Below are 22068 nucleotides of genomic sequence, written 5' to 3' on the forward strand. Positions count from 1 at the left end.
GATCGCTCTGGCGGGGCTTTTGCGTTTCCGGGCCTCAGCCCTGCACGATGATCTGGCCTTGCAGGTCCCTGACCATGGTTTCAATGACTGGCTTCATCGCCTTGAACTCTTCAGGCGTGCACACCGCCTTCGGATGCTTGAACTGCATGCGCCGCTCGACCACCACGGCATTGCCATCGCGCGTGTAACGGGCACTGTAGTCGAAGCTGCCTTCCTTCACGGCAACGGCCTTGGGCGTCGCCAGGACGGTGACTTCGGCAGGGAACTCGAAGCGCGACTTCTCCACCGTTTCGTTGGAAATGCAGACGAAGCCCTGGGTGCGTTCGTTTTCGGCGGCAAAACCATAGACCATCTGCGAGATGCCACCGACCAGGCTGCTCAGTGCTGGAAGCCCCACTGGCCCTGGCAGGTTCACCAGGTTCTCGGTATGGCCCTGGACCTGGCTGTGGAAGTGCTCCGGCGCCACCGATGGCTGGATCAGGATCTTGCCGCTGCCCCGCTGCCCGTAGGCATTGAGCACCTGCTCGACCATACGGTCGAGATCTGCCGGTTTCATCGACTTGGCGCCATAGCGGTTGACCTCGCTGGCCCAACCCTCGATCGTCGAAGCGCCGGTGAAGTCCGCGGCGCCCGTGCCCTTGACCTTGAACAGCATCTCACCGACCTGCTTGCCGAACTGCGAGGCCGGGGTCTTGCCGAATTCGCCCGAGGCGGTCAGCAGCGTCGTCTTGTCCAGATCCATCAGCGGCAGGTAGCCGGCGGCCACCGACGGGTCGGTCGAGTCCAGGTACAGGTCCAGGCTCGGTACGTAGGTCAACACATGGTTGAGCACGCCCAGGGTCGGCACCTTGGGCAGGTGGTAGGCATTGCCGAGGTTGATCAGGGCAGGCGAGCTTTCGATGGCCGCGGCCTTGAGCAACGCCTCGAGCAGGGCGACATGGTCCTTGCAGTCGCCATAGCGGTTGTCCAGCACGCTCTGCGCCGAATGCGGAACCACCCCGCCGGCACCGACATAGACCGCTACGTAGCGGATGTTCTCACGTACCCAGTCGCTGAGCTTGAGCGCCTTGGCCCGGGCATCGGGCAGGTTCGCCGTCAACTGCTCGGCCAGTGCGGCGATGGCCGGCGTCACTTCCACGCCGGCGCGCGCCTGGTAGCTGGCGGCAAGCCCAGCGTAATCCTTGAAGGTCGACACCGCGAGGTACTGGCCATAGTCCAGGTAGGACACGGCGCTCGCCTCGATCCTGGCCCTGTCGGCGGGCACGAAGTCCCAGCGGTAGACCTTGCGGCCCTTGCCGGCCTTGGGCGAGGACGCCTTGAAGCCACGGGCATCAGCGTACAGCGGCAGATCCGCCGGCAGGTCGTAGATCAGCGAGAACTGCTCCACGGGGTGGAAATCCGGGCCGGTGAGGTCCTCGAAGTGGCCGGGGAACAGCGCTGTGTTGCGATGGCGCTTGTAACGCAGCACCAGGCGATCGCCGACGGCGACTTCCGGGAAGATCACCACCTTGACCCGGGAGTCCTGGAACATTGGCGCGTAGGTGGACGCCTGTTCCTGCTGCTCCTTGATCTGCGAGGCATCGACCATCACCTTGCGCCCATCGGGCTTCTGGGTGAAGGCTTCGTCGACCTCCAGGGTTTCGTACGAGCGGTTGTAGCTCAACGGCTGCTGGGCCTTGGCCCGGATGGCCCGCTCTTCGTTGATGCGCGAGATCGACTCGACCGCCACCTGGAAGCTGCCGTCGGTCTGCACGGTGAAGGTCTGCACGACCTTTTCCAGGGTGACAGAGTGGTCGGTGCCATCGTCCCGGGCCTGGGCGGGCGTGATGCAGGCAAGGGTGAAGGCCAGCACCCCGGCCAGGGGTGCAAGGTAAGACGTGAACATGAGGATCCTTCTCTCGTAAAACGGGTTATTACACAAAACGCTAATGATACGCATTTTTGTCATGAAGCTGCAGGCCGCGCCGTAGATGAAAGCTTGCACGTTTGTGCAGAAATGCACATTGCCACCTCTCCCGCGCCAGTAGTCATTGGTGATAGCGTGGGCATCTTCCGTTTGCGTAAACGGTCACCCTCCACCCCTTGCAAAGGAATGCGCACACCCATGCCATTTACCAAGCTATCCGCCGCATCGCTCCTGCTGGCCAGCGTGGCCATGTTCTCGATCCCGGCCCAGGCCAACCTCTCCCAGCAGCAGTCCGCCGCCATCATCAAGGCCTACGACGGCAGCGATCCGGCCGACTTCAAGCAGTTCCTCGGCAAGCTGGCCGGCAGCGACCTGGCCAAGGCCGACAAGCTGGACGACACCCTCAAGCTGTACCTGGCCGGCAAGCCCCTGGCTGCCGAGCAACAGGACGAGATCAACCGCCTGCTGGGCCTGTACACCCGCATCAAGTACGGCAAGGCCGCCAAGGAGACCCTGCGCGAGCTGGTGGAGATCCCGACCGTTCGCAAAGAGGGTGTGCCGCAGCACGAAAACCCGGATTTCCTCAAGATCGCCGACAAGATCAAGGCCCTGGCCGAGGGCTTCGGCCTGCAGTTCCGCAATATCGACAACCGCGTCTACGAGATAACCCTCGGCGAGGGCAAGGAAGTCATCGGCATCCACGCCCATGCCGACGTGGTGCCGGTCACCCCAGAAAACTGGAAGCTCAAGGACGGCACCAAGCTCGACCCGTTCAAGGTCACCCTGGTGGGCGACCGCATGTACGGCCGCGGCACTGAGGACGACAAGAACGGCATCGTCGTGGCGCTCTACGCGCTGAAAGTAGCCAAGGACGAAAAGCTGCCGCTGGCGCGCCAGTTCAAGCTGCTGGTGGACACCACCGAGGAAACCACCGGTGATGCCATCCCCTACTACTTCGAACGCAACGCCACCCCCGACTACAACCTCGCGCTGGACGGCGGCTACCCGGTGGTGATCGCCGAGAAAGGCTATGGCACCGTCATGGCTACCTTCGCCAAGCGTGCCGGTGATGGCAAAGGCGCCGAGGTGATCAACCTCACCGGCGGCCTTGCCACCAACCAGATCCCCGGCAGCTCGGTGGCGACATTGACCGGCGACAAGCCGGCCGAGCTGGCCAAGGCCCTGGAAAAAGCCGGCGCGGCCTACGTCAAGCGCCATGGCGGTGACTTCAGCATCGACGCCAAGGTCGACGGCAAGCAGGTGCTGCTGACCGTGACCGGCGTGTCGGCGCACTCCTCCGAGCCCGAGTCCGGGGTCAACCCGGTGGCGCGCATGCTCGACTTCCTCAATGGCCTGGGCAAGGAGGTGCCGCTCAAGCACAACCACATCACCGACGCCGCCCGCTACGCCGCCGACAACTGGGGCCTGGACTACCTGGGCAACAAGCTTGGCGTGGGCTTCAAGGACAACTTCATGGGCCCGCTGACCACCTCGCTGACCTTCGTCGGCCTGGATGACAAGGCGCTGAAGCTGGCGGTGAACCTGCGTATTCCCAAAGGCAAGTCGCTCGACACCCTCAAGGGTGAGATCTCCGGCAAGCTCGACAGCTGGGTTGCCAAGAGCCAGACCAAGGTGGCCTTCGACTACAGCATGGACGAGCCGATGTACCGCAACCCCGAAGGCGAGTGGGTCAAGGCCCTGCTGGCCGTGGCCAGCGAGAACCTGGGCATGAAGCACGAGTACGGCACCTCCGCTGGCGCCACCTCGGTGCACGACCTGCCCAACGGCGTGCAGTTCGGCCTGGCCATGCCGGATGTGAAGTACACCGGGCACAACGACAACGAGTTCAAGACCGTGGAGCAGTTCATGCTCGACCTGCAGATCGTCAGCGAGATGGTGGCGCGGATCGGGCAGATGCCGAAGCTTTGATGACTCACTTGGGGCTGCGCAGCAGCCCCTTGCCGCGATGACGTTTTTCAATCACCTCGATGCCGTTTCCTGCATTGCCGTGCAGAGCGCCGTGCCGGATGCTTTATTTACTCCGACACCGCGCTTTTTCACCCACCGAGGCCCGTATGAAGAACGTCGAACAAATCCTCAAAGCCAAGTCCCAGCATCAAACCGTCTACACCATAGGCCCTGATGACTCGGTGCTGGATGCCTTGAAGCTGCTGGCGGAGAAAAATGTCGGCGCCCTGCCGGTGGTGAACGATGACCAGGTGGTAGGGATCGTCAGCGAACGCGACTACGCCCGTAAACTTGTACTCAAGGGGCGTTCATCGCCATTCACCAAGGTACACGAGATCATGAGCGCCCCTGTGATCACCGTGGAACCCAAGCAGAACCTTGAGTACTGCATGAACCTGATGACCAACCGCCACCTTAGGCACCTGCCCGTGGTTGAAAACGGCAAGCTCATCGGCCTGCTTTCGATCGGTGACTTGGTTAAAGAGATCATCGCTGAGCAGGCAAACCAGATTGTCCAGTTAGAGCAATACATCCGCGGCGAATGATCCCGCTCAGTGGTAAGCGCGCTCCAGCTCGTCCAGTTGATGGTCGAAGCTGCGCAGGCGCGCCGACCAGGTGTACACCAGCACTTCCAGATCGCGATTGAGCACGGCGGTATTGCCGCCCTCGCGCACCGGGGCATCGCACAGATCCAGCTGATAGCGCTCGCGGGCCATCGCCGTGGCCACGCTGGACAAGTCGCGGGCATTGGCCAGCCAGTGATGGTGGTGGTCGTGCACCTCGCGGTCGAGTTCCCGGCACTGGCGCTTGAGGGCGTCGAGGCTCTGCTCCAGCGGTGTGCCCTTGAGCTCGCCCATCACCTCCTCGAAGGTGCGCCCGGAGTGCCAGTAGCTGCCCCAGAAGTAGCGGTCGAACACCGTCTCGACCCGGCGCAGGGCGACTTTGGTGTTCCAGATGGTCAGCAACGTTCGCCCCTGGGCCACCTCACGCTTGTTCAGGTGCAAATGCTGCCAGGCGATCCAGGCCAGGCCGCAGAGCGCCACCGCCGCGGTCACGGCGGCGGCGGCATAGAGAAACTGCACGGCCTGGTTCATCTGGTGGGTGTGCCGTATACCGTAGAAGTAGCCGGCGGTCAGGGTGCCCAGGATCGTCACGGTGCACCAGAATCCCGGTGCGTAGGGATCTTTCATCGCGCCATCCCCTCTTGTTTTACCTGAGCATAGCAACGGCCCGATCACCCATCAGGTGCCGCTCGGCGCTTTATTTGCGGGGGCGACGCAGCGCTTCGTTGAGTTGGTCGAAGGGTACCGCCCAATCGGCGTCCTCTATGATGCTTTCCTTCAAAAAGGTTCTTTGCGCCTCGGTCCAGAACGGTGCGTCCACCAGCTTGATCTCATTCTTCAACGGCGAATGAGTGGTGATGAACTGGTCGATGCTGGTGGCATCGTCCGCCAGCCCCAGTTGCTTGAACAGGTCGGCAAATGGATGGTTCGGTGCTTCCATGATTCCTCCTCGGGCCGGGCGGGTCGTCCACGACGCCAACCCGGCGTTGGTTGCGAGCATCAGCTCAGTTCGCGCACTTCGGCGTGCGGCACCAGCTTCAAGTATTGCTCCATGCTCATGTGGATCAGATGATCGTGGTCACCTGCCTCGAGGTAGACATCGCCCTGGCGGGTAAGACTCCGGTCGAGCAGCATGGGAATGTTGTAGGCGTCACCCAGGGCCGGGATGGCGCCGCGCTCGCAATCGCCGAACAGGCTCGGCAGGTTGCTTTCGCGGGTCAGCTGCCAGGCCCCGGTCATGCGCACCTCGGTCATGTCCAGATGCCGGTTGGCCGGCAGCACGGCCATGATGAAGTTGCCATGGCGGTCATCAAGCATCACTGACTTGGCGACCCGCTCGGCGGGTACGCCGGCCGTGCGCGCCGACTCAAGGCTGGTGGCCGAATGGGGATGGGGAATGATGTCGTAGTCGCAGTTGGCCTGGTCCAGGCGCTGCTGAAGGGTCTTGGCCATACGCATGATGCACCTCCGGTTTTGCCCCCACCCTCAAGTTTAGGCCGTGGCCCGGCAGGCACGGCTAAACTTCAAGGACAGGTCTGCATGAGGTGACGACAGGTGATCGCCCAGCGCTGGCGCATGCTGCTGTTGCTGTTGATCCTCGGCTTCGCGCCGGGTGGCCAGAGCGCGCCTGGCGCAAATGTATGGCTGTTGAGCGTCGATGATGCCATCGGCCCGGCCAGCGCCGACTACCTGCTGCGTGGGCTGGACCAGGCGCAGGCACAAGGCGCGCAACTGGTGGTGATCCGCCTCGATACCCCCGGTGGGCTGGACAGCGCCATGCGCCAGATCGTCAAGGCGATCCTGGCAAGCCCCGTGCCGGTGGCCACCTACGTCGCCCCGGGTGGGGCCAGGGCAGCCAGCGCCGGCACTTACATCCTCTACGCCAGCCATATCGCGGCCATGGCCCCAGGGACCAACCTCGGCGCCGCGACGCCAGTCCAGGTCGGCGCTCCCGGCAAAGCTGAACAACCCGCCACGAACAGCGAAGAAGGCACACTGGCACGTAAACAGGTCAATGACGCCGCCGCCTACATCCGTGGCCTGGCCCAGCTGCGCGGGCGCAACGCCGACTGGGCGGAGAAGGCCGTGCGCGAGGCCGTCAGCCTGTCGGCCAGCGAAGCCCAGCGCTTGCAGGTAATCGACCTGGTCGCCGCTGACCTCCCCGACCTGCTGCGCCAGCTCGATGGCAAGTCACTGCTCGTCGCAGGCCAGACCGTGCAACTGCGCACCCATGAGGCCAGTGTGACCGAACACCTGCCGGACTGGCGCACCCGCCTGCTGGCGGTGATCACCAACCCCAGCGTGGCGCTGATCTTGATCATGATCGGCGTGTACGGCCTGCTGTTCGAATTCATGAACCCGGGCTCCGGGGTCGGCGGCGTGGTCGGCGGCATCTGCCTGCTGCTGGCGCTGTATGCCCTGCAACTGCTGCCGGTGAGCCATGCCGGGGTGGCGTTGATCCTGCTCGGGGTGGCGTTCATGGTCGCCGAGGCGTTCCTGCCCAGCTTCGGCGTGGTCGGCTTCGGCGGCATCGTCGCCTTCGTCGTCGGGGCGGTGATCCTGATGGACACCGACGCCCCCGGCTTCGGCATTCCGCTGGCGCTGATCATCAGCCTGGCAGTGCTCTCGGCGCTGTTGCTCGGCGGCGTGCTGGGCATGGCGGTGAAAGCGCGCCGGCGCGCCCTGGTCAGCGGCGATGCCGGGCTGGTGGGCAGCCTGGTCACGGTGACGCAGGTGCGCACCGACAACCCGTTCTGCGGTTCGGTACAGGCCCAGGGCGAACAGTGGCAGGTGCAGTGTGCGACACCACTGCAACCTGGCCAGCACGTGCGGGTGACGGCCCGTCATGGCGTGACCCTGGAGGTCAGCGCCACTGCGCCCACGGCGCAAGGAGAGTAGACGATGTTCATGCAATTCGGTTTCAGCGCCGTACTGGTGCTGCTGGCCATACTGCTGCTGTCGGCGCTGCGCATCCTGCGCGAGTACGAGCGCGGCGTGGTGTTCCAGCTCGGGCGTTTCTGGCAGGTCAAGGGCCCGGGCCTGATCATCCTGATTCCGGGAATCCAGCAGATGGTGCGCGTCGACCTGCGTACCGTGGTGCTCGATGTGCCGCCCCAGGACGTGATCACCCGCGACAACGTCTCGGTCAAGGTCAACGCCGTGCTCTACTTCCGCGTGCTCGACCCGCAGAAGGCGATCATCCAGGTCGAGGACTTCCTCGCTGCTACCAGCCAGCTGGCCCAGACCACCTTGCGGGCGGTGCTCGGCAAGCACGAGCTGGACGAACTGTTGGCCGAGCGCGAACAGTTGAACTCGGATATCCGCGAGGTGCTGGACGCGCAGACCGACGCCTGGGGCATCAAGGTGGCCAACGTCGAGATCAAGCACGTCGACCTGAACGAATCGATGATCCGCGCCATCGCCCGCCAGGCCGAGGCCGAGCGTGAGCGACGGGCCAAGGTGATCCATGCCGAAGGTGAGTTGCAGGCGTCGGAGAAACTCATGCAGGCGGCGCAGATGCTGGGCAAGGAGCCGGGGGCTATGCAACTGCGCTACATGCAGACGCTGGGCTCGATTGCCGGCGACAAGAGCTCGACCATCGTGTTTCCGATGCCGATGGATCTGCTCAAGGGGCTGGTGGATCGTCAGCGCTGAAAAGCAATCGCGGGGCCAGCCCGCTCCCAGAACCGTGGGAGCGAGCTGGCCCCGCGATGATCAAATCAGATCGGCGCGCGGCGCAGCGTCGCCAGGAACGTCGCCGCGCCAATGAACAGTCCGGCAAAGGTACGGTTCAGGCGCTTCTGCTGCTTCGGCGTACGCAACAGGCGCAGCACCCGCGAAGCCAGGCCGGTGTAACCCGCCATCACCAGCATGTCGACGCTGATCATGGTCACGGTGATCGCCACGTACTGCGGCAGCAACGCCTCGTGCGGGTTGATGAACTGCGGCAGCACCGCGAGCATGAACACCAGCGCCTTGGGGTTGCTGACGTTGACCAGGAAGCCACGGAACACCAGGCTCAGCGGCTTGCCGATCGGCCGCACGCCGGACTCGTCGCTCATGTCCATCGGCAGGGCTTGCCATTGTTTGTAGGCAAGGTAGACCAGGTAGGCGACGCCGAACCACTTGATGACCTGGAAGGCCGTGGCGGAAGCGGCGAGGATGGCGCCGACACCGGCGGCGATGACGGCGATCTGCACGATCAGGCCCAGTTGCAGGCCCAGGGCGTTCCAGTAACCACGCCAGAAACCGTACTGCAGCCCGCTGGACATCGAGGCGATCGCCCCGGCACCCGGCGACAGGCTGATCACCCAGCACGCGGCAAAGAAGGCCAACCACGTTTCCATCGACATCGCACACCTCGCTCGAACATTTGTTACAAAGCGTTAAGCTACGGTGCTGGCGAAAAAATAACCAGTAAATTCTGCGACTTCAGTCGGTTTCGATCGATTCCGGCTTGACCGCAGTGGTGGCCTCGGCGCCACGCCAACGGCGCACGGCTTTCTGGAAGAACTGGCTGTTGGGCACCTGCACCAGCGCGCCACCCGCTTCCGGCGTTTCCATCAACGTGGTGTACAGCAGGTTGATGGCGATCACCCGGCCCTTCACCCCCGGTTTGTCGAGGGTGTCGACCAGCTCGACCACATCGCCGATACGAAACGGCCCGACGGTGAAGATCAGCACCGCGCACAGCAGGTTGGACAGCACGCTCCAGATAGCGAAGAACGCCACCGCCGCCACCGCGACGAAGCCCGACAGCGCGGTCCACAACACCGTGGCCGATACACCCAGGCGCTCGAGCACAAACAGCAGCGCGCTGCCCATGATCAGCCAGCGCAAGGCGCCGCGCACCGGCACCATCAGCTCGTGCGGCAACGGGTAGCGTTCGCCCAGGCTTCTCAACCCGCGAGCGACCATGCGCTGCAGGATGAACGCGGCGATCAGGATCAGCAGAATCTGCAACCCCAGCCACATCGAGTCCATCCACTGCCCCGGCAACAGCGAGCGCAGCTCCTCCATCAGGACAGCGCCTCGAGTTCGGCCTGCATGCTTTCGAGGGTTTCCAGGGCTTCCATCCAGGCCTCCTCAAGCTCGCCTTCGCGTTGCTTGAGCTTGGTCTGGCGGGCCAGCAGGTCGCGCAGTTCATCCTTGCGCGCGGCCTCGTACACGCCACCGTCGCCCAGGGCGGTCTCGACCTCGGCCAGGTCCTTGTGCACCTGGTTGAGCTCGGTCTCCAGCTTGTCGGCCGCCTTCTTGTGCGGCGCCAACTGCTGACGCAGGGCCGCGGCCGCCTGGCGCTGGGCTTTCTTGTCGGTCTTGTCCGGGTTGGCCGGCGTGCTGCTCACCGGCGCGTTGCGCTGGCGGAACTCGACCAGCCAGCGGCTGTAGTCGTCGAGGTCGCCGTCGAAGGTATCGACCTTGCCGTCGGCCACCAGCAGGAAGTCGTTGGTGGTGCTCTTGAGCAGGTGACGGTCGTGGGAGACCACCACCACGGCACCCGCGAATTCCTGCAGCGCCATGGTCAGCGCCAGACGCATCTCGAGGTCCAGGTGGTTGGTCGGCTCGTCGAGCAGCAACAGGTTCGGCCGCTCCCAGGCGATCAACGCCAGGGCCAGGCGGGCCTTTTCGCCACCGGAGAAGTTCACCACCGGTTCGTCGACACGGTTGCCATGGAAGTCGAAACCACCAAGGAAGTCACGCAGGGTCTGCTCGCGCTCACCCGGGGCAATGCGCTGCAGGTGCAGCAGCGGGCTGGCCTTGTCGTCCAGCGAGTCGAGCTGGTGCTGGGCGAAGTAGCCGACGGCGAGGTTTTCGCCACGCACCAGGCGCCCGGACAATGGCTGCAGCTCACCGGCGAGGTTCTTGATCAGGGTCGACTTGCCCGCGCCGTTGGGGCCGAGCAGACCGATGCGCGCACCCGGCGCCAGCTGCAGCTTGACCTTCTCGAGGATGGCCTTGTCGCCATAGCCCAGACGGCCTTCGGACAGGTCGAGCAAGGGGCTGGAGATCTTCTCGGACTCACGGAAAACGAAGTCGAAGGGCGAGTCGACGTGAGCCGCCGACAGCTCCTCCATGCGCTCCAGGGCCTTGATCCGGCTCTGCGCCTGGCGGGCCTTGGTGGCCTGGGCCTTGAAGCGGGCGATGTACTTTTCCATGTGCGCGCGCTGCGCCTGCTGCTTCTCGTAGGCCTGCTGCTGCTGCGCCAGGCGTTCGGCGCGGGTGCGCTCGAAGGCGCTGTAGCCGCCCTTGTAGAGATTGAGCTTGCGCTGTTCGACGTGCAGCACATGGTCGACCACGGCATCGAGGAAGTCGCGGTCGTGGGAGATCAGCAGCAGCGTGCCCGGGTAGCCCTTGAGCCAATCCTCCAGCCAGAGGATGGCGTCGAGATCGAGGTGGTTGGTCGGCTCGTCGAGCAGCAGCAGGTCGGACGGGCACATCAGGGCCTGGGCCAGGTTCAGGCGCATCCGCCAGCCACCTGAGAAGTCGCCGACGCGGCGGTCCATCTGCTCGTTGCTGAAGCCAAGGCCGGCCAGCAGCTTGCGCGCGCGAGCATCGGCGGTGTAGCCGTCGGCGCTGTCCAGTTCACTGTGCAGGCGCGCCAGGGCAGTGCCATCGTGGGCCAGTTCGGCGGCGGCCAGATCTGCCTGGACCTTGCGCAGGCGCACGTCGCCATCGAGGACATAGTCCACGGCGATACGGTCGAGGGTATCGACCTCCTGGCGCATATGGGCGATGCGCCAGTCGCCGGGCAGCTGGCAGTCACCGGCATCGGGCGACAGCTCGCCGCGCAGCAATGCGAACAGGCTGGATTTGCCGGCACCATTGGCACCGATCAGGCCGGCCTTGTGGCCGGTGTGCAGGGTCATCTCGGCGCCTTCTAGCAGGCGCTGGGGACCACGCTGTAAAGTGAGGTTCGATAGTCTGATCATGATGGTCGCGGAGTCTACCAGCTTCACCGATCACTGGCGCGAGTGAAACCATGCACACCGACCTGTGGAATCATGCCCTGGCCCTGTATGCCCGGCCGGGTGTCGAGGCAGCTTGCCTGGCCCTCCAGGAACTGGGCGGCGATGTCTGCCTGCTGCTTTGCGGCACCTGGCTACAGGCCCGCGGCATAGCCCCCGACGAACAACGGATTGCCACCCTGCAGGCGCTGGCCCGGCCCTGGCAGCGCGACGTTGTGGCGCCGCTACGCGCCCTGCGCCGGCAATGGCGCGAACACGCGCTGGCCGACCCGCAACTGAGCGTGATGCGTGAGCAGGTGAAAGCCCTGGAACTGCAGGCTGAACGCACCTTGCTGGAACGCCTGGAGGCGTTGACGCGTGAGTGGCCGGCACAAGCGGGCGCGGCGCCGGACTGGCTGGCCCGGCTGGCGCCGGACCAGGCCCGGGACCACGACGCGCTGCATCAGCTGCGCGCCGCGGCCCGTGGGCTTCAGGACGCCGAAGTCGGCGACTGAGTCGGAGTGCCGGTGGCCGCAGGCGCGGTGCCACCGGTCACTGGCGCCGGAGTGGCGCTGGCGGCCGGAGTGGCAGGCTTGCTTTCGGCGGGTTTGCTGGCGGCAGGTTTGGCCGGGGCTTTGGCGGCGGCCGGTCTGGCTGCAGGTTTGGCTGCCGGCTTCGGGGCGGCTTTGGCAGCAGCAGGCTTGGCCACTGGCTTGGCGGTGGCAGGCTTCGCCGGGGCCTTGGCGGCAGCAGGCTTGGTCGCTGGCTTGGCGGCAGCAGTCTTCGCCGGAGCCTTGGCAGCAGCAGGCTTGGCCGCTGGCTTGGCAGCCGGTTTGGCGGCGGCAGTCTTCGCCGGAGCCTTGGCGGCAGCAGGCTTGGCCGCTGGCTTGGCAGCCGGTTTGGCCGCGGCAGTCTTCGCCGGAACCTTGGCGGCAGCGGGCCTGGCCGCTGGCTTGGCAGCCGGTTTAGCGGCGGCAGTCTTCGCCGGAGCCTTGGCGGCAACAGGCTTGGCCGCTGGCTTGACGGCTGGCTTGGCGGCGGCAGTCTTGGTCGCTGCCTTGGCAGCAGCAGGCTTGGCCGTTGGACGGGTTGCCGGCTTGGCAGCAGCCTTGACCGGGGCTTTGGTTGCAGCGGGCTTGGCGGCAGCTTTCGGTGTTGCCGTACGTGCGCCCAGGGCCTTGGCGGCCGCCTCTCGCACCTTGCCGACACCCTGGGCCAGCTTCAGGCTCTCCTGGGCATCACGCTTGAGTTGCTGGATATAAGTACGGGTCTGCGCCTGGCGATCCTTGAGCGAATCGAGCAAGTCTTCAAGTTCGCCAGCAGCTTTTTGTGCCTTGCCTTGTGCCTTGGCTTTACCGGCCTTGGCGGCGTCCTGCAACTTCAGGCGGGCGTTGTGGAGTTTTTCCTGGGCCTTGCCACGTTGTTTTTCCAACTTGGCCAAGAGTTTCTCGGCATCCGCCAGCGCTTGGGAGCAGGCATCTTCCAAATGTTCGAGCAGGCTGCCCGAAAGTTGCTGGAGCAGGTGCAACGGCGTACTTACTGGCTTCTTTTTGGCCGACATGGTTTACCTCCTGGCTGACGAGAGTGCGGCTCATACTATGCTTCTGCTGCTACCGCCGCTAGGGCATGTTGACAGTCTCGGTAGCGCCGCGTTGCATGCCTGGGCAAAGTTGTTGTCTTGCAGCTGGAAACAAGTGTAGTTGCCCATTAGTGCAGTGCCGATATTTACACATCTCTGGCCAACAACGCTGGCATACTTCGCGCTCATTGCCGCAGGAGACCTCCATGCCTCGTTATCTGATTCTCGGCCTGTGCCTGGTGACGCCGCTCTCCCTGGCCAATGCCGAGACCGCCCCCGTCAACGACAGCGACCTGGCCTATAGCCTGGGCAGCAGCCTCGGTGAGCGGTTGCGTCAGGAAGTGCCCGGCCTGCAGCTCGACGCACTGGTCGAAGGGCTGCGCCAGGCCTACCAGGGCGAGCCGCCACGGATTGCCAAGTCACGCATGCAGGTCATCCTCGAACAGCACGAAACACAAGCCAACGCCGCCGCAGAGCAGGCCCAGGTGGACAAGCTGGTGGAGGCCGAAAAACGCTTTATCGCGGGTGAGCGGGCCAAGGCCGGAGTACGTGAGTTGCCCGAGGGCGTTCTCTACAGCGAACTGGCCAGCGGCAGCGGTGCGCAGCCCAAGACCAATGGACGCGTGCAAGTACGGTATGTGGGCAAGCTGCCGGATGGCACGGTGTTCGACCAGAACCTGCAACCTCAGTGGTTCAAGCTGGATTCGGTGATCGAGGGCTGGCAGGTGGCGCTGCCACGAATGAAAGTCGGGGCCAAATGGCGCCTGGTGATCCCGTCGGCGCAAGCCTACGGCGCCGACGGTGCGGGTGACCTGATCGCACCCTATACCCCACTGGTGTTCGAGATCGAACTGCTGGACGTGGCCGACTGAATCAGGCCTGCACCGCGTCTTCTTGCTTGTGGGCGTTGTGCAACACCTCGATCAGGCAATCCTCCAGTTCGAAGCGCTCGTGCAGCAGGCTGCCCAGCTTGGCCAGCTTTTCGGCGAAGCGTTCGGTGTCGGTACACTCACCCTCGGCGCAGCGGTCGTTGAACGCCAAGGCGATCTGTGAAATGTCATTGATCCGCGGGTTGATTTCCTCGGCCAGTTCCAGTGCACGCTCGTCACCGAACGCCTTGGCCTCGCTGATGAGTTGCTCACAGACTTCGAAGTGCCACGCCGACACATAGTCGACAAGAATTTCGCAGAACCCACCGTTGTGGTGCTTGTCGGCAAACGCCGGCTTGGCATCGCGCAGGGCGCGGAAGGCTTGCACCAGTTCCTCGCGCTCCTCCAGCCAACGGTCGATCAGCTTGTGAACACCGCCCCAGCGTTCCTGGGCGTTCTGGCAACTATCGAGCATGGCGATCTCTTCCCTTCTGGGTAGATGCCGCTGCACCTCGCGACACAACACCGTGGCACAAAGGTAACATCAGCAAACGGCATCGAGCAGTTGTATTTTCGGTATGCGTGCTGGGAGATTATTCCCGCGCGACCTGCCCATCAAGGTACGCAGCAGACTAAGTTCATACAAGCGTTTAATCCCTCTGCCGGCCACCACTGGTCGCGCAATCCCCGGCTCGTTGCGCTGGATCAAGCCACCGCGCCGTGGCGCAATCGATACACCACCAGCCACGACAGTGGTTGCGCGGCCAGCAACAGGAACGCCAGCAGGCTCCATTCAGGCAGGGTCAGGTCGAGAAAGCTCCAGTTGATCGACACGCATTCCGGGCTGCCCAGCAGGAAGGTTCGCAGGATCTCGCCCCAGGGACGCTCCATCAGGTGCGCCAGCGGCAGATGACAACCGCTGAGCGGCAACGGCTCGGCCTGCAACCAGACATGTCGACCGGCGAGCAAGGCGCCGGCAACCGAGAACCCCAAGGCCAACCGGGCATGCAATCGCTGCTGACCGGCGTGGACGACCGCACCCAGGCAAGCCAGCGCATAGAGCCCCAGCATCAGGCGCTGGCTGAAGCACAGCGCGCAAGGGTCAAGGCCGACCAAGTTCTCGAGGCGAAACGACGCCACCAGCACAGCGACGGCGGCCAGAAAGGCGGGAAAGAAAAAGCTGCGCAGGCAGGCCAGCGACATGGGCGAAGGTGATCCGAAAAGAGGAGATGTGGTTTGAAACGGTAGAGGAAAGGGGCGCTTTGTATCAAGTCGCTACAGCGCAGACAAGTCGCTGAATGGATAGGGAATCATTTTCGTAGAAAGTGGGAACATTCCGACACGGACGAAGGAAAGTTCAGCGCCCGCCATTTACGCATGCCAAGGCAACAAAACCGGTGCCAGGCACGGCCCCACGAGGGCAATGAGCTCTGCGTGGGGCGAGCCCAGGCCCCTTCAGGCCCGAACCCCCTCCGGCAACGGCAACGCCAGCAGACGTTCATCCAGCAGCCCCAAGCCTTCCTGGAACAGCTGGTTGCTGCGCTCGGTCTCGCCAAGGCCGGCCAGAAGCCGCGCCAGCTCCGCGCAAGCCTCTGGATTGCGCTCCATGCGCAGGCTGCTCTCCAGGTAGTCACGGGCCTTGCCCCACAGGCGATTCTGCAGGCTCAGGCGCCCTAGGGTAAGCAACAGACTAGGGTCCTGCGGATGCTCCTTCAGCCAGCCTTCGGCCGTCTGCAACTGGCGCCCAGGATCATCGCCGCGCACCAGCCCATACAAGCGGGCGAGATGGCTTTCGTAGCTACGCTTGAGCGCGCCGCGCAACACCTGCTCGGCTTCACCCTGGGCGCCGATTTGGCGCAGCTGCTCGGCATAGGCCGACACCAGTTGCGGCTCCTGGCGCTGGGCGTTGGTCAACTGCTGCCAGGCGCGCTCGAGCGCCTGGCGCGCCGTCTGCGGGTCCTCGTCACGGGTCGCCGCCAGGCCCAGGTTCTGGCCCCAGGCACGTTGCTCCAGGTCGGCCAGTTCGGCCGCTGGCAGCACCTTGTGCTTGCGCAGGTCAGGCAGCAGGCGGATCAGCGCCGGCCAGTCACCACGCTCCAGGTGCAGGCGGTGCAGCAGGCGCAGCACCTGCGCATTGTGCGGATGGCGCTCCTGCATGGCCTGCAGGGCCTCCAGCGCCCCGTCGCTTTCGCCGCGGTCCATCTGCAGTTGGGCATGGGTCAGGGCCACGGCAAGCTCTGCCTGGGGTTGGCGCTCCAGGGCGCGCTCGAGCAACTGGTCACGCTCCTCGACCCGGCCCAGTTCGTTGGCGGCACGGGCGGCGCCGAGGTAGTAGAGCAGTGGCTGGCGATCGGATTCGGCGGCACGCTGCAGGTGGCGTTGGGCACTTGCCCAGCGCCCCTCGGCCAGGTCCAGCTGCCCCTGCTCGATGGCAATGCGCTTGCGGCGGCTGCGGTTGCGCCGCGACCAGGGGTTGACCACCCCGGAGGACGTCAGCACCAGCCCGACCAGGTAACGCGCCAGCAGCAACAGCAGGACGATCCCGACCAGCGCGCCCAGTGCCGCCCACAGCCCCGACTGATAGCGGAAGCCGCCGTAGGCGATCAGCACGTAGCCGCTGTGCTTGGCGATCGCGATACCCAGCGCCGCGGCAATGACGATCGCCAACACTGCCAGCAGGTAGACGCGCTTCATGGCTTGGCCCCTTCCGTGGTGGCCGGCAGGTGGCGACGCTGGATATAGGCCTGCACCGCAGCCAGGCTCTCGCTCAGGTCAGGCGTGACCACCGACACCGGCTGGTCGGCCAGCTGGTTGAGGTTGTCGAGCATCGCCTTGCTCTGCGGATTGTCCGGGTTGAAGTTGGCCAGCAACACACTGCGCGCATCGTCCAGGGCCTGGGTGTAGACCTTGGCTTCGCCATTGAGCGCCGCCCATTGCGCCTGTTCGATGGTCAGGCTCAGGGCCAGGCGCAGCTGGTTGAGCGACTGGCCGGACAGCAGCGGGCGAACGTTGTCGTCGGCATTGAACTCGATCTGGAAGTACTTGGACATTTCCGCCCACCACTGTGACCAGCGGCTGGCGCCGTCGCCATCGGCGGTCAGGGCCCCCATGGCGTCGGCCTGGCTGTCGAACTCGGGCGACTGGGCGCTGAGCTGCTGGACCATCTCACGCTGCGCGGCGAGCTTGAGGAACAGGCCGGTACGGTCCGGCTGCTGGGTGCTGGAAAGCGTCGCCAGGCTACGTGCCAACTGCTCGCGGGCAGCGAAGGCGCCCGGGTCGCTCTGCTCACGAAGAATTTCATCGGCGCCCTCGACCAACGCCTTGGCACTGGTGATGTCCTGCAACGCCGACAGGCGCAGGGTCGCCAGGCGCAGCAAGTGCTCGGCCTCGGCCAGGCGCCATTCCTTGCGGCTTTCGCCCAGTACGGTCTCCACGCGCTGGCTCAGGCGCTGCTGGTCGCCCTGCAGTTGCGCTACAAGGCGACGGCGATCTTCCAGTTCGCTGGCTGCCGGAAGGCTGGCCAGCTGCGCGCTGAGCTGCTGCTCGCGCTGCTGCAGCGCGTCGGCGCGCTGGTTGAGGGCTTGCAGGTGTTCGCCCTGGCCTTGTTCGCTGCCTTGCAGCTGGCGAACCTGCCAGACGCCCCAGCCGCCGACCGCGACGCCTGCGGCGCCCAGTAGCAGGGCCAGCAGCGCCAGGCCGTTGCCGGAGCGTCGGGCGGGCTTGGCGGTGGCGGATTCCGGCGCCTCGGACGCCACGGGCTGTTCGGTGTTGGACAAGACAGTTTCGCTCACGTATCCATCCTTTGCATGGTGGCGCATCGCTCTCTAGCTTAGCGCCTTAAGAGGCAGGCGCAGCGGTTCGCTGCACGGCTGCCAGCAAGGCCGCGGCGCTGGCGCCACGGCAATCCACAATATCCAGCGCCCCGAGTGCGCGGGCCTGTTCAGCGACCCGTGGGCTGGGCACGAACAGCGGCAATCGGGAAAACCGCGGCCAGTGCGCACCCGCGAGTCGATGCAAGTGTTCCAGCCCCTGCCCACTGCTGACCACCAGGCCATTCAGGCGTTCCCCATCGATGCGTCGGGCGAGGGTTCCGGCAGGGTAGTCGGGCAGGCAGCGGCGATACAATTCCAGATAATCGACACTAGCACCTTGCTCGGCAAGACGCTCGGCCAGCAGTTCACGACCTCCGACGCCGCGCACGATCAGGACGCGCGGCCTCGGTGACTCAGCAATAGCCTCGCGCAAGGCGGGCAGCCCGAGCAAGGCCTCGCTGTCGTCACCGGCCGCTGGAAAGGCCACTTGCAGCCCATGCTCCTGAAGAATTCGCGCCGTCGCCTCACCTACCGTGAACCAACCTGCGGAAGGCGGTTTCACTCCCGCCTGGGCGAGCTGCTCCAGCAGCAGGCGGGCCGCCGGCTTGCTGACCACGATGATGGCGTGAGCCCCGGCGATCGTCCGCAGGCGCTGCATCTGCGCCGGGTCCGGCGCGAGCGCCTCGATCACCAGCAAAGGCAGGCTGGCGCTGGCGATACCCGCGTCGGCCAGCGTCTGCGCCAGTGCCGCACAGTCCTCTTCAGGGCGGGTCAGCAGCAGGCGCCAGGGGCTCACGGGTGGCCGGCCTCGCCGTAGACTTCCTTGAGGATCGCCTCGGCGCCCTGCCCCAGCAGGTCTTCGGCGACCTGTATGCCCAAGGCCTCGGCATCCACGCGCGCAGCGCGGGCTTCGGCCACCAGCAAGGTGCCACCGGAGGGCTGGCCAACCAGGCCACGCAGCCACAGCTGTTCGCCTTCAAGCACCGCGTAGCAGGCGATCGGCACCTGGCAGCCACCATTGAGGTGCTTGTTCAGGGCACGCTCGGCCACCACCCGGTCAGCGGTGTCGGCATGGTGCAGCGGCGCCAGCAAGGCATGAATCTCGGTATCAGCGCTATGGCACTCGATCCCCACCGCGCCCTGGCCACCAGCCGGCAGGCTGTCATCGACACTGATGGAGGCGGTAATGCGGTCCTCGAAGCCGAGGCGGATCAGGCCGGCGGCGGCGAGGATGATGGCGTCGTACTCGCCGGCATCGAGCTTGGCCAGGCGCGTATTGACGTTGCCGCGCAGGAAGCGGATCTGAAGATCGGGCCGACGCGCCAGCAGTTGCGCCTGGCGGCGCAGGCTCGAAGTGCCGACAACACTGCCGGCCGGCAGTGCCTCGAGGCTTGCAAAGGTATTGGAAACAAAGGCATCGCGCGGGTCTTCGCGCTCGCAGATGCAGTACAGGCCCAGGCCTTCGGGGAAGTCCATGGGCACGTCTTTCATCGAATGCACGGCGATGTCGGCTTCGTTGTCGAGCAGGGCGGTTTCCAGCTCCTTGACGAACAGGCCCTTGCCGCCGATCTTCGCCAGCGGCGCGTCGAGCAGCTTGTCGCCGCGGCTGACCATGGGCACCAGGGTTACGACGAGACCTGGGTGCGCCTGCTCCAGGCGGGCTTTTACATATTCGGCCTGCCACAGGGCCAAGGCACTTTTACGGGTGGCAATGCGGATTTCGCGAGTGGACATGAAACGCCCCGAACCAGAGAAATGCCGTCGATGATAACAGCTCCTCCGGGTGTGCCCGCAGATTCAGATCAGCAAAGCGCCACGTGGGAACGGGCTTGACCCGCGATTGCGATGGTGGGAAATGCACCTTATCGCGGGGCAAGGCCGCTCTCACGCTGTCGAAGGGTATTCAGTGCAAGGACTGCATCATCTTGCGCACCCCGGCCACATGCCGACGGCTGACGGTCAGGGCATCGCCCTCTAGCCCCTTCAGGTAGAGCTGGAAATGCCCCAGCGGCGTGCGCTGCAACCGTTCGATGCGCTCACGGGCAACCAGCGCGTTGCGGTGAATACGCACAAACCGCTCGCCGAACTCGTCTTCCAGAGCCTTGAGGGGTTCGTCGAGCAGCACTTCGCCTGCCTCGTGGCGCAAGGTGACGTACTTGTGGTCGGCGATGAAATAGATGACCTGGGGAATAGGGATCAACTCGATGCCCTTGCGCGTGCGGGCACTGATATGGCTACGTGGGCCGCCGCCGGTATCGCCTGCGGGGCGGGTCAACGCCGCCAGCTGGGCGCGGTTGGGTTTTTCAGCCCGACGCAAGGCGTCACGCAGCGCCTGGGGCTGGATGGGCTTCTCGACATGGCTCAAAGTGCTGTCCCTGAAGGCTTCGCTGCCGTATTCGTCGTCGCCGGTGCAGAACACCACCGCCGGCGGCGACTCGCGCTCGCAGAGCCGGGCGGCGACCTGCAGGCCATCGAGGCCCGGCATGCCGATGTCCAGCACCACCACGTCGGGCTTGAGGCTTTCGATCAGGGTCAGGGCCTCCTCGCCGTTGGTGGCGCTGGGCTCCATCACGGTGTAACCCTCCAGCTCGCCAAGCAGCCGGCTCAGGCGCTCGCGGGCCTGGGGTTCATCATCAACGATCAGGACATTCATAATTGCGCTGGATTCCTGAGTGAGTCTCGCACGGGTATAGCGTAGACAAGTGTGGGGCGACCGAAACGCGGTCACGCTACAGACCGGTGCGAAGGCCAAAGATTCACTGGCCTGGCAGATTCACCGCCAGCCCTTTGTCCAACTGTAGACGCTCCGTGGAACACTGCCGTTCAATCGTTGAATATGCCGCACCCCCTTGTTACCGGACGATTCTCGCGACCAGCGCCCTGCGGCGGCGGGCGCAACCCTGCTATGATCGGCGCCACTTTTCCGTTCACGCCTTCAACGAGTGAATCCATGAGCACCGACAAGACCAATCAGTCCTGGGGCGGCCGCTTCAGTGAGCCCGTCGACGCCTTCGTCGCCCGTTTCACCGCCTCGGTCGATTTCGACAAGCGCCTGTACCGCCACGACATCATGGGTTCGATCGCCCACGCCACCATGCTGGCGCAGGTCGGCGTACTCAGCGACGCCGAGCGCGACACCATCATCGATGGCCTGAAGACCATCCAGGGCGAGATCGAGGCCGGCACCTTCGACTGGCGCGTCGACCTGGAAGACGTGCACATGAACATCGAGGCGCGCCTGACCGACCGCATCGGCATCACCGGCAAGAAGCTGCACACTGGCCGCAGCCGCAACGACCAGGTGGCCACCGACATCCGCCTGTGGCTGCGTGACGAGATCGACCTGATCCTGGCCGAGATCACCCGCCTGCAAAAGGGCCTGCTGGAACAGGCCGAGCGTGAAGCCGAGACCATCATGCCCGGCTTCACCCACCTGCAGACCGCCCAGCCGGTGACCTTCGGCCACCACCTGCTGGCCTGGTTCGAAATGCTCAGCCGCGACTACGAGCGCCTGGTCGACTGCCGCAAGCGCGCCAACCGCATGCCCCTGGGCAGCGCCGCGCTGGCCGGCACCACCTACCCGATCGACCGCGAGCTGACCTGCAAGTTGCTGGGCTTCGAAGCCGTGGCCGGCAACTCGCTGGACGGCGTCTCGGACCGCGACTTCGCCATCGAATTCTGCGCCGCCGCGAGCATCGCGATGATGCACCTGTCGCGCTTCTCCGAAGAGCTGGTGCTGTGGACCAGCGCGCAGTTCCAGTTCATCGACCTGCCCGACCGCTTCTGCACCGGCAGCTCGATCATGCCGCAGAAGAAGAACCCGGACGTACCCGAGCTGGTACGTGGCAAGAGCGGCCGCGTGTTCGGCGCCCTGACCGGCCTGCTGACCCTGATGAAAGGCCAGCCGCTGGCCTACAACAAGGACAACCAGGAAGATAAAGAGCCGCTGTTCGACGCCGCCGACACCCTGCGCGACTCGCTACGCGCCTTCGCCGACATGATCCCGGCGATCAAGCCCAAGCACGCGATCATGCGCGAAGCGGCCCTGCGCGGCTTCTCCACCGCCACGGACCTCGCCGACTACCTGGTGCGCCGCGGCCTGCCGTTCCGTGACTGCCACGAGATCGTCGGCCACGCGGTGAAGCATGGCGTCGACACCGGCAAGGACCTGGCCGAGATGAGCCTGGAAGAGCTGCGCCAGTTCAGCGACCAGATCGAGCAGGACGTGTTTGCCGTGCTGACCCTGGAAGGTTCGGTCAACGCCCGCAACCACATCGGTGGCACCGCGCCGGCCCAGGTGCGCGCGGCAGTGGCTCGCGGCCAGGCACTGCTGGCTTCGCGCTGACAACGCACTCGCGGGGCAAGTCGGGCCGCCGCATCGCCGCTCCCACAAGGCCTGGACAAGGCTCGTGGGAGCGGCGATGCGG

22 protein-coding genes are annotated in these 22068 nt (G+C 65.0%); 7 read left to right on the plus strand and 15 right to left on the minus strand.

What is annotated here, in order from left to right; genetic code table 11:
• Positions 1–34: 34 nt before the first annotated feature.
• Positions 35–1885 (minus strand): DUF3857 domain-containing transglutaminase family protein, encoded by a 1851-nt coding sequence (locus ACVWY1_RS02145; protein ID WP_457377738.1) that lies wholly within the window; start codon positions 1883–1885, stop codon positions 35–37.
• Between the two features lie 219 nt (positions 1886–2104).
• Between ACVWY1_RS02145 and ACVWY1_RS02150 the strand changes: the two genes are divergently transcribed.
• Together ACVWY1_RS02150 and ACVWY1_RS02155 are read left to right on the plus strand one after the other, a co-directional pair.
• Positions 2105–3835 (plus strand): dipeptidase, encoded by a 1731-nt coding sequence (locus tag ACVWY1_RS02150; RefSeq protein ID WP_102683506.1) that lies wholly within the window; start codon positions 2105–2107, stop codon positions 3833–3835.
• A gap of 146 nt (positions 3836–3981) precedes the next feature.
• A complete protein-coding gene (locus ACVWY1_RS02155; RefSeq protein WP_139674483.1) occupies positions 3982–4419 on the plus strand; it encodes a CBS domain-containing protein in 438 nt (145 codons plus the stop codon).
• A gap of 6 nt (positions 4420–4425) precedes the next feature.
• Here ACVWY1_RS02155 and ACVWY1_RS02160 read toward each other — a convergent pair whose 3' ends face one another.
• The 3 genes from ACVWY1_RS02160 to ACVWY1_RS02170 form a co-directional block, all read right to left on the minus strand.
• On the minus strand, positions 4426–5064 hold the full coding sequence (locus tag ACVWY1_RS02160) for an NADH:ubiquinone oxidoreductase subunit N (RefSeq protein WP_102683508.1): 639 nt from the start codon (positions 5062–5064) through the stop codon (positions 4426–4428).
• A gap of 70 nt (positions 5065–5134) precedes the next feature.
• The gene (locus ACVWY1_RS02165) at positions 5135–5377 is read right to left on the minus strand and encodes a DUF2789 domain-containing protein (RefSeq protein WP_023629226.1); all 243 of its coding nucleotides are present in this window, start codon (positions 5375–5377) and stop codon (positions 5135–5137) included.
• Positions 5378–5436: 59 nt separating this feature from the next.
• The gene (locus ACVWY1_RS02170; protein ID WP_023629227.1) at positions 5437–5895 is read right to left on the minus strand and encodes an aminoacyl-tRNA deacylase; all 459 of its coding nucleotides are present in this window, start codon (positions 5893–5895) and stop codon (positions 5437–5439) included.
• Positions 5896–6012: 117 nt separating this feature from the next.
• Here ACVWY1_RS02170 and ACVWY1_RS02175 point away from each other — a divergent pair, with 117 nt between their 5' ends.
• Positions 6013–7335: an NfeD family protein gene (locus ACVWY1_RS02175; protein WP_457377779.1), complete on the plus strand. Its 1323-nt coding sequence runs from the start codon at positions 6013–6015 to the stop codon at positions 7333–7335.
• A 3-nt stretch (positions 7336–7338) separates the two neighbouring features.
• Complete coding sequence (locus ACVWY1_RS02180) at positions 7339–8091, plus strand: slipin family protein (RefSeq protein ID WP_023630586.1); 753 nt, start codon at positions 7339–7341, stop codon at positions 8089–8091.
• A gap of 65 nt (positions 8092–8156) precedes the next feature.
• Here the strand turns inward: ACVWY1_RS02180 and ACVWY1_RS02185 are convergent, their stop codons facing one another.
• The 3 genes from ACVWY1_RS02185 to ACVWY1_RS02195 all read right to left on the minus strand — a co-directional run bounded on the left by ACVWY1_RS02185 (position 8157) and on the right by ACVWY1_RS02195 (position 11366).
• A complete protein-coding gene (locus ACVWY1_RS02185) occupies positions 8157–8789 on the minus strand; it encodes a LysE family transporter (protein WP_110697095.1) in 633 nt (210 codons plus the stop codon).
• A gap of 79 nt (positions 8790–8868) precedes the next feature.
• On the minus strand, positions 8869–9456 hold the full coding sequence (locus tag ACVWY1_RS02190; RefSeq protein ID WP_023630588.1) for a mechanosensitive ion channel family protein: 588 nt from the start codon (positions 9454–9456) through the stop codon (positions 8869–8871).
• Positions 9456–11366: an ATP-binding cassette domain-containing protein gene (locus tag ACVWY1_RS02195; protein WP_102683511.1), complete on the minus strand. Its 1911-nt coding sequence runs from the start codon at positions 11364–11366 to the stop codon at positions 9456–9458. The genes ACVWY1_RS02190 and ACVWY1_RS02195 overlap by 1 nt, the downstream gene beginning before the upstream one ends.
• A gap of 50 nt (positions 11367–11416) precedes the next feature.
• Here ACVWY1_RS02195 and ACVWY1_RS02200 point away from each other — a divergent pair, with 50 nt between their 5' ends.
• Positions 11417–11896, plus strand: coding sequence for a TIGR02444 family protein (locus ACVWY1_RS02200; RefSeq protein WP_277502331.1), 480 nt, complete (start codon positions 11417–11419; stop codon positions 11894–11896).
• On the opposite strand, the gene ACVWY1_RS02205 is transcribed toward ACVWY1_RS02200, so the two are convergent.
• On the minus strand, positions 11872–12942 hold the full coding sequence (locus tag ACVWY1_RS02205) for an AlgP family protein (RefSeq protein ID WP_277502332.1): 1071 nt from the start codon (positions 12940–12942) through the stop codon (positions 11872–11874). The two genes, ACVWY1_RS02200 and ACVWY1_RS02205, sit on opposite strands and share 25 nt — an antisense overlap.
• Positions 12943–13166: 224 nt before the next feature.
• On the opposite strand from ACVWY1_RS02205, the gene ACVWY1_RS02210 reads away from it, so the two are divergent.
• A complete protein-coding gene (locus ACVWY1_RS02210; protein ID WP_277502333.1) occupies positions 13167–13832 on the plus strand; it encodes an FKBP-type peptidyl-prolyl cis-trans isomerase in 666 nt (221 codons plus the stop codon).
• A 1-nt stretch (position 13833) separates the two neighbouring features.
• Here the strand turns inward: ACVWY1_RS02210 and rsd are convergent, their stop codons facing one another.
• From rsd to ACVWY1_RS02245, 7 genes are all read right to left on the minus strand, one after another.
• On the minus strand, positions 13834–14304 hold the full coding sequence (gene rsd / locus ACVWY1_RS02215; protein WP_457377739.1) for a sigma D regulator: 471 nt from the start codon (positions 14302–14304) through the stop codon (positions 13834–13836).
• Positions 14305–14534: 230 nt separating this feature from the next.
• Entirely contained in the window at positions 14535–15032 is a 498-nt protein-coding gene (locus ACVWY1_RS02220; protein WP_457377740.1) for a disulfide bond formation protein B, read from the minus strand.
• 252 nt (positions 15033–15284) lie between these two features.
• Entirely contained in the window at positions 15285–16523 is a 1239-nt protein-coding gene (locus ACVWY1_RS02225) for a heme biosynthesis protein HemY (RefSeq protein ID WP_277502335.1), read from the minus strand.
• Positions 16520–17620: a uroporphyrinogen-III C-methyltransferase gene (locus tag ACVWY1_RS02230; protein WP_457377741.1), complete on the minus strand. Its 1101-nt coding sequence runs from the start codon at positions 17618–17620 to the stop codon at positions 16520–16522. Before ACVWY1_RS02230 ends, ACVWY1_RS02225 begins: the two co-directional genes overlap by 4 nt.
• A 46-nt stretch (positions 17621–17666) precedes the next feature.
• Complete coding sequence (locus ACVWY1_RS02235) at positions 17667–18437, minus strand: uroporphyrinogen-III synthase (RefSeq protein WP_139674499.1); 771 nt, start codon at positions 18435–18437, stop codon at positions 17667–17669.
• The gene (hemC, locus tag ACVWY1_RS02240; protein ID WP_457377742.1) at positions 18434–19375 is read right to left on the minus strand and encodes a hydroxymethylbilane synthase; all 942 of its coding nucleotides are present in this window, start codon (positions 19373–19375) and stop codon (positions 18434–18436) included. Before hemC ends, ACVWY1_RS02235 begins: the two co-directional genes overlap by 4 nt.
• Positions 19376–19544: 169 nt before the next feature.
• Positions 19545–20294: a LytR/AlgR family response regulator transcription factor gene (locus tag ACVWY1_RS02245; RefSeq protein WP_102683521.1), complete on the minus strand. Its 750-nt coding sequence runs from the start codon at positions 20292–20294 to the stop codon at positions 19545–19547.
• A gap of 297 nt (positions 20295–20591) precedes the next feature.
• On the opposite strand from ACVWY1_RS02245, the gene argH reads away from it, so the two are divergent.
• Positions 20592–21986 carry an argininosuccinate lyase gene (argH, locus tag ACVWY1_RS02250; RefSeq protein ID WP_102683522.1) on the plus strand — a complete coding sequence of 465 codons (1395 nt, stop codon included), beginning with the start codon at positions 20592–20594 and terminating at the stop codon, positions 21984–21986.
• The last annotated feature ends 82 nt before the right edge of the window (positions 21987–22068 follow it).

It is taken from the genome of Pseudomonas sp. TE6288 (assembly GCF_054062095.1).

What these genes read in the sequence shown, in the direction of transcription:
- ACVWY1_RS02145 (WP_457377738.1), bottom strand. Translation starts at nt 1,885, where the DNA reads ATGTTCACGTCTTACCTTGCACCCCTGGCCGGGGTGCTGGCCTTCACC.
- ACVWY1_RS02150 (WP_102683506.1), top strand. Translation starts at nt 2,105, where the DNA reads ATGCCATTTACCAAGCTATCCGCCGCATCGCTCCTGCTGGCCAGCGTG.
- ACVWY1_RS02155 (WP_139674483.1), top strand. Translation starts at nt 3,982, where the DNA reads ATGAAGAACGTCGAACAAATCCTCAAAGCCAAGTCCCAGCATCAAACC.
- ACVWY1_RS02160 (WP_102683508.1), bottom strand. Translation starts at nt 5,064, where the DNA reads ATGAAAGATCCCTACGCACCGGGATTCTGGTGCACCGTGACGATCCTG.
- ACVWY1_RS02165 (WP_023629226.1), bottom strand. Translation starts at nt 5,377, where the DNA reads ATGGAAGCACCGAACCATCCATTTGCCGACCTGTTCAAGCAACTGGGG.
- ACVWY1_RS02170 (WP_023629227.1), bottom strand. Translation starts at nt 5,895, where the DNA reads ATGCGTATGGCCAAGACCCTTCAGCAGCGCCTGGACCAGGCCAACTGC.
- ACVWY1_RS02175 (WP_457377779.1), top strand. Translation starts at nt 6,013, where the DNA reads ATGCTGCTGTTGCTGTTGATCCTCGGCTTCGCGCCGGGTGGCCAGAGC.
- ACVWY1_RS02180 (WP_023630586.1), top strand. Translation starts at nt 7,339, where the DNA reads ATGTTCATGCAATTCGGTTTCAGCGCCGTACTGGTGCTGCTGGCCATA.
- ACVWY1_RS02185 (WP_110697095.1), bottom strand. Translation starts at nt 8,789, where the DNA reads ATGTCGATGGAAACGTGGTTGGCCTTCTTTGCCGCGTGCTGGGTGATC.
- ACVWY1_RS02190 (WP_023630588.1), bottom strand. Translation starts at nt 9,456, where the DNA reads ATGGAGGAGCTGCGCTCGCTGTTGCCGGGGCAGTGGATGGACTCGATG.
- ACVWY1_RS02195 (WP_102683511.1), bottom strand. Translation starts at nt 11,366, where the DNA reads ATGATCAGACTATCGAACCTCACTTTACAGCGTGGTCCCCAGCGCCTG.
- ACVWY1_RS02200 (WP_277502331.1), top strand. Translation starts at nt 11,417, where the DNA reads ATGCACACCGACCTGTGGAATCATGCCCTGGCCCTGTATGCCCGGCCG.
- ACVWY1_RS02205 (WP_277502332.1), bottom strand. Translation starts at nt 12,942, where the DNA reads ATGTCGGCCAAAAAGAAGCCAGTAAGTACGCCGTTGCACCTGCTCCAG.
- ACVWY1_RS02210 (WP_277502333.1), top strand. Translation starts at nt 13,167, where the DNA reads ATGCCTCGTTATCTGATTCTCGGCCTGTGCCTGGTGACGCCGCTCTCC.
- rsd (WP_457377739.1), bottom strand. Translation starts at nt 14,304, where the DNA reads ATGCTCGATAGTTGCCAGAACGCCCAGGAACGCTGGGGCGGTGTTCAC.
- ACVWY1_RS02220 (WP_457377740.1), bottom strand. Translation starts at nt 15,032, where the DNA reads ATGTCGCTGGCCTGCCTGCGCAGCTTTTTCTTTCCCGCCTTTCTGGCC.
- ACVWY1_RS02225 (WP_277502335.1), bottom strand. Translation starts at nt 16,523, where the DNA reads ATGAAGCGCGTCTACCTGCTGGCAGTGTTGGCGATCGTCATTGCCGCG.
- hemC (WP_457377742.1), bottom strand. Translation starts at nt 19,375, where the DNA reads ATGTCCACTCGCGAAATCCGCATTGCCACCCGTAAAAGTGCCTTGGCC.
- ACVWY1_RS02245 (WP_102683521.1), bottom strand. Translation starts at nt 20,294, where the DNA reads ATGAATGTCCTGATCGTTGATGATGAACCCCAGGCCCGCGAGCGCCTG.
- argH (WP_102683522.1), top strand. Translation starts at nt 20,592, where the DNA reads ATGAGCACCGACAAGACCAATCAGTCCTGGGGCGGCCGCTTCAGTGAG.